Origin of the sequence: Guyparkeria sp. (genome assembly GCF_041687595.1) — a bacterium.
Classification (GTDB): domain Bacteria; phylum Pseudomonadota; class Gammaproteobacteria; order Halothiobacillales; family Halothiobacillaceae; genus Guyparkeria.
In genome coordinates, this window is record NZ_JAWLBP010000038.1 from 15,244 (window position 1) to 21,385 (window position 6,142).

3 protein-coding genes are annotated in these 6,142 nt (G+C 67.1%); 2 read left to right on the plus strand and 1 reads right to left on the minus strand.

From position 1 onward, the window contains the following. Nucleotides 1–273 precede the first annotated feature (273 nt). Nucleotides 274–2,388 carry an ATP-dependent DNA helicase RecG gene (gene recG, locus ACESL5_RS07090; RefSeq protein ID WP_372592079.1) on the plus strand — a complete coding sequence of 705 codons (2,115 nt, stop codon included), beginning with the start codon at nucleotides 274–276 and terminating at the stop codon, nucleotides 2,386–2,388. A 162-nt stretch (nucleotides 2,389–2,550) separates the two neighbouring features. After that, nucleotides 2,551–4,680, plus strand: a complete 2,130-nt coding sequence (locus tag ACESL5_RS07095; protein ID WP_372592080.1) for a diguanylate cyclase — start codon at nucleotides 2,551–2,553, stop codon at nucleotides 4,678–4,680. Nucleotides 4,681–4,836: 156 nt separating this feature from the next. Here the strand turns inward: ACESL5_RS07095 and ACESL5_RS07100 are convergent, their stop codons facing one another. Continuing rightward, nucleotides 4,837–6,090, minus strand: coding sequence for a CynX/NimT family MFS transporter (locus tag ACESL5_RS07100; RefSeq protein ID WP_372592081.1), 1,254 nt, complete (start codon nucleotides 6,088–6,090; stop codon nucleotides 4,837–4,839). Nucleotides 6,091–6,142 lie beyond the last annotated feature (52 nt).

A 6,142-nucleotide genomic window follows, 5' to 3' on the forward strand; every position in this document is an offset into this window, starting at 1 on the left:
GCGGTCTTGGTCTCTTCCTTGGTTTCCGGCTTCTCGACCACTTCGCCGACGGTGGTGTTCCGGTCGACCGTGTTGAACAGGGCGTTCACCAGGTAGAAGACGGCGGCAAGCAGCACCAGCGCCGAAACGAACCCGACCACCTTCGACATCGGATCGACCTTGGGAGTATGTTGAGCCACGAGAATCCTCCAGAATCTTTTATCGTCGTTTTAGCAAGCGCAACCGCGCGTATTATATAGGCAATCCCTCCCGTTTGACAGAACCGGCTACGCCATGTCCTCCCCTGCCCCGAAAAACCGCCGCCAAGGCGGCTCGAAACGCCGCCGGAACGCACCAACGGGGCTTCTCTCCCCGGTGGCGGAGCTCCCCGGCGTCGGACCGAAGCTCGCCGAAAAGCTCGCGCGCCTGCACATCGAAACCGTCGAGGACCTGCTCTGGCACCAGCCATTGCGCTACGAGGACCGCGGCACGAAGCAGCCGATCGACCCCGAGCACATCGGCGAGCCGGCCCTCTTCGAGGTGCGCATCAACGAAGTGCGTCCGCTGTTTCGCGGCAAGGCGCGGCTGGTCTGCAACGGCACCGGAGAAGGCCCCCGCGGCCCGGTCGGACTGACCATCTGGTTCTTCGGCCGCTTCGGGCCCACACCGCAGGCCGGGCGCAACTATCTCCTGTTCGGTGAACTGCACCAGGGCCCCCACGGGCTGGAAATGGCCCAGCCCGAGCTGGTCGCCAACGCCCAGATCGGGCAGATCCAGCCGGTCTATCCGGCCACGGAAGGCGTGGGCCAGGTCAAGCTCCGCCAGCTGGTCGAGGCGGCGCTGGAAGTGGCCGTGCGCGACCTGCGCGACCCGCTGCCCGAGGCCATCCGGCAGGCCCGCGGCTGGCCCCAGCTCCTGCGCGCCCTGCAACGCATCCACCTGCCGAAACGCAACGACGGCGTACCGGGACGGGCCGAACCGGCCTTCGACCGCCTGATCACCGAGGAGCTGGCCACCCACATCCTCGCCCTGCGCCAGCGTCGCGCGGTCACCCGCCAGGTCGCCGCGCCCGCCATCCCGCCGCGGGAGCACCTGTTCGACCAGTTGCTGGGGCACCTGGGCTTCACGCCCACCGGGGCGCAGCAACGGGTCATCGGCGAGATCAAGGCGGATCTGGCCCAGCCCCTGCCGATGCTGCGGCTGGTACAGGGGGACGTCGGCTCGGGCAAGACGCTGGTCGCCGCGGCCGCCGCACTGGACGTGATCGACGCCGGCTACCAGGTCGCCCTGATGGCGCCCACCGCCCTGCTCGCCGAGCAGCACGCCCGCAACTTCGCTCAATGGTTCGAGCCGCTGGGTTTGTCGGTGCTGCTGTTGAGCGGCCAGCAGCCGGTCGCCCAGCGCCGCGAAGGGCTGGCACAACTGGCCGACGGGCGTGCCCAGATCGCGATCGGCACTCACGCCCTGTTCCAGGAGTCGGTGGACTTTCACCGCCTCGGGCTGGTGATCGTCGACGAGCAGCACCGCTTCGGCGTGCACCAGCGCCTGGCGCTGACCGACAAGGGCGCGAGCCAGGACGGCGGCTCGCGCCGACCGCACCAGCTGATCATGACCGCTACCCCCATCCCGCGCACGCTCGCCATGACGCAGTTCGCCGACCTCGACGTCTCGGTCATCGACGAGCTGCCCCCGGGACGCACGCCGGTGACCACCGTGGTGGTGCGCGCCGACCGGCGCGGCGAGGTGATCGAGCGCATCAGCCAGGTGTGTGCCGAAGGGCGTCAGGCCTACTGGGTCTGCCCGCTGATCGAGGAGGGCCAGATCGAGGCGCAGGCGGCCGAGTCCACTTTCGCCATGCTCGGCGAGGAGTTGCCGCACCTGTCGATCGGCATGGTGCACGGCCGGATGTCCGCTGCCGAGAAGCAGCGCGAAATGGCCCGCTTCAAGGCCGGCGACTACCACCTGCTGGTAGCGACCACCGTGATCGAGGTGGGCGTCGATGTGCCCAATGCCTCGCTGATGATCATCGAGAACGCCGAACGCATGGGGCTGGCCCAGTTGCACCAGCTGCGCGGCCGCGTCGGACGCGGCGCGACCGCCAGCCATTGCGTGCTGCTGTTCGAGGAACCCCTGAGTGATCGAGCGCGGGCGCGACTGGCCCTGATGCGCGAGACCGAGGACGGCTTCCGGCTGGCCGAGGCCGATCTCGAACAGCGCGGCCCCGGCGAGGTCCTCGGCACCCGCCAGGCCGGCATCGCCAAGCTCAAGATCGCCGACCTGCAGGAAGACCAGGGCAGGCTCGAGGAGGCAGGACATCTGGCCGACGAACTGCTCGAACGCTTCCCCGAGTCGGTCAATCCGCTGATCGCCCGCTGGGTGGGTGCGGCCGGGCAGTACGGGCAGGTGTGAGGCGAAATAACCGCCTGTCCGCGAGAAAAAAGCGGTCGACCTTGCCCACGTTCGCCTGCTGACATACGGTTTGATAAAGGAAGGCCTGCATGAATCGATGGCGGCCATAACGTCCTTCGACCGCTCGATGCCCCGCTCAATGCCAAGGAAAGGCTTGCGACCGTGAAAAAGCGAAACGTGCTTGTTCTCTTCTGGATGTGCCTGCTGTTGATCTCCGGCAGCGCCTCGGCCGTGTCGTTGAGTGCGGAGGAACGGGCATTCATCGAGGAGCATCCGAACGTCACCATCGCCATGATGATCGAGCACCCGCCGCTGACCGTCGTCGGTGACGGCGACGGCGAGGGGTTCGAGCACGACCTGGTGGAACTCGTGGCCGAGAAGACCGGGCTCTCCTTCGAGAAGCGGTTCGGGGCCTGGAACGACTCCCTGCGCCGCTTCCGCGGTGGCGAGGTCGACATGATCTCGAGCATCTCCTGGCGCGAGGAACGCACCCCTTTCACGCTCTACACCACGCCGTACTTCCACATCCCCGTCTTCGTCTTCATCCGCGACGACTTCGGCGAGTACAGGGACACCCGGGACCTGGCCGGGCGGAAGGTCGGGGTCATCCGGGACATCTTCTACGAAGACAAGCTCGAGGCGGCGGGCAGCATGGAGCTGGTGCGCTTCGACACCTACCAGGACATGACCGACGCGCTGGTGCTGGGCGAGATCGACGCACTGGTGCAGAACCTCGGCAACATCAACCAGGTCATCAAGCGCCGCGCCTACACCAACGTCCGCATCGCCGGCGAGCTGGACCTGCCCGGACTGAGCGGGGAAGACCTGCGCTTCGGCATCACCCCCGAAAAGCCCGAACTGCACACGATCATGCAGAAGGGGCTGGACGACATCAGACCGGCCGAATGGGAGGCCCTGAGCAGCCGCTGGCTGGGCGTACGCGATCACGGCAGGCGACCGGCCGTCGGTCTCACCGCCGCCGAACGCGCATGGCTCGACCACACGGGCCCGATCGACATCTGCATCGACCCCAACTGGATGCCCTTCGAGCGTTTCGACGAGAGCGACGAGCACGACGGCATCAGTGCCGACTACTTCGCCCTGTTCGGGAAGATGCTGGACGTCGAATTCCGCCCCGTGCCGGTCGACACCTGGTCCGAATCGGTCGAGCATCTCAAGGCCGGGCGCTGCGACCTGTTGAGCCTGGCCATGCGCACGCCCAAGCGCGAGACCTACGCCGAATTCACCGACAGCTACATCCAGACCCCGCTGGTGGTCACCACCCGGGCGGACGTCGCCTTCATCGACGGGCTGGATGACCTGGCCGGGCGGAAGATCGCCATCCCGGCGCTGTACGCCTTCGCCGAGCTGCTGCGCGACGAGCACCCCGAACTCGAGCTGGTCGAGGTGGCCGACATCGACGCCGGGCTGGAATTGGTGCGCCGCGGCGAGGTCTTCGGCTACATCGGCACGCTCGCCACCATCGGCCACAAGCTGCAGGCCGAGTACGCCGGCGAGCTGCGCATCACCGGGGATACCGGCAAGTCATGGGACATGGGCGTGGCCGTGCGCGAGGGCCAGCCGATCCTGCACGGCATCATGCAGAAGGCCGTCGCCAGCATCACCGAGGAACAGCGGCGGGAGATCAACAACAAGTGGATCGCCGTGCGCTACGACCAGCGAGTCGACTACACCCTGCTCTGGCAGGTCAGCGCGGTGTTTGTCCTGCTGCTCGTCGCCGGGGGGCTCTTCTACCTCAAGCAGGCCGGCCTGAGGCGACAGCTGGAAGCCGCCTACGAACAGGCGGAACGCCTGGCCGTGACCGACAAGCTCACGGGGGTGTACAACCGCCACCGGCTCGACGAGGCGCTGGAGAAGGAAACGCGCCATGCCGAGCGCTACGGCGAGTGCTTCGGCGTGATCATCCTCGACATCGACCACTTCAAGTCCATCAACGACCGCCTCGGCCATCGCGCCGGCGACACCGTCCTGCGCGAGATCACCGACGTACTGGGCGACACCTGCCGCCGGACCGACATCCTCGGACGCTGGGGCGGCGAGGAATTCCTCATCGTCGTCCCGCACGCCGACAAGGCCACTCTCACCGCCCTCACCGAAAAGCTACGGCAGGCCATCGAGTCGGCCACGTTCACCGAGGCCGGCCGCGTCACCGCCAGCATCGGCGCGAGCCTCTACGGGCCAGATGACAACCCCGACACCCTGCTCAAGCGCGCCGACGACGCGCTCTATGTCGCCAAGCGGCAGGGGCGCAATACCGTGGTGTTCCGGTAAACGCCGGAAACGAATCAAGACAAGGTGACACCCCGCTGCTCGGACAAGCCTTACGCACTCAGCCCTCTCCCGCCTCGGGCCGGACATTTTCCGAGCCAAATGGACGACACCAAGGACCCGATCCGGGCACGAGGCGCGCCATGGGGTTCGTGCCGGCTACGAAGTCCTGACTTCTTCCGTCCGAGGCTCTATTGGCTCGCCATCTGCGTCCAGCAACTGATTGTCGTAGGCCGCCTGGAGACCGGGTTCGCCCTCGGCCTCCCCCTCGGGCTCTTCGCCGATGGTGCGCGGATACAGGGGCGACAGGATGGCGACCACGACACCGATCGCGGCAAACATGGCAAACGCGTCGGCATAGCCGAATGTCTTTACCAGCTCGCCGACAACGGGCGAGCCGGCCGCCTGCCCGAGCGAGACCGCCACGAATGGCAGCACCGGACCCATCGACAGGCGCCCCGGCAACAGGCGGATGCCGGTCATCAGGTAGAGGCCCGTCAGGCTCATGTAGGCCAGGCCAAAGACCAGCGCGGAAAATGCCGCAAGAAACAGATTGCCGGGACTCGCGGCGAGCAGCGCCAGGCTCGTCGACAGCATCATCAACATCAGTGCCTGGGTGATGGGCGGGTTGTTGCGGTCGGCCAGGTCGGCCACCACTGCCCCCCCGAGGCCGGCAATGCCGACCGCCAGCCACAGCCAGCCGGTGGCGCCGGGCGGCAGGGCACCCAGGGTGACCACTAGGTCGGGCGCGAAGATCCAGTACGCCGACGAGACGAAGCCCATCAGGAAGGAGAACACCGAGAGCCGTCCGAGACGCCACCACTGCAGGGAGCTGATCGGAGGCGGCGGCGCGGCGCCCGACGGTGTGACCCGCGACACCGAAGGGATGACGTACCACGTGACGACCACCCCGATGACTGCCAGGACGGCAAAGGAACCGTAGGCAAACCGCCACGCGTCGGCCAGTAACAGTACCGCCGGTACGGCAACGGCCACGCCAATGCTGGTGCCCGCGTTCATGACCGAGCTCACCCGCCCGTGCATCGAGCGATCCACCACCGCCTGCATGGCACCCGAGAGCGCTGGCATCATCAGGCCGGTGGAGATGCCGCAAACGAACACGCCGATGCCGAGCGACAGCGCGTCAGGGCCCTGGCTGATCACCAGCAAGCCACTGGCACCGACCGTGCCCGAGAGCATCGCCGTATAGCGGGCCCCCATCCGAACGGCGAGTATTGGGGCGACCAGCGAGGCAAGTACAAAGCTGATGAGCGGCAGCGCGCCGATGATGCCGACCACGTCCGGCGTCAGTCCCAGATCGGCCCGGATCGGCGGCACGAACAGGCCGAAGGCGAAGCGCGCGAGCCCGTAGGTGATCGCGATCAGCCCGGCACCGAACAGCGCGAACCTCATGCTCGGAGGGAACGTCATGTCTGCCCCGCCTCACTCGTAACGAAAATGTCGG

Excerpts from the sequence above, each read along its gene's own strand:
- recG (WP_372592079.1), top strand. The coding sequence starts at position 274 with ATGTCCTCCCCTGCCCCGAAAAACCGCCGCCAAGGCGGCTCGAAACGC.
- ACESL5_RS07100 (WP_372592081.1), bottom strand. The coding sequence starts at position 6,090 with ATGAGGTTCGCGCTGTTCGGTGCCGGGCTGATCGCGATCACCTACGGG.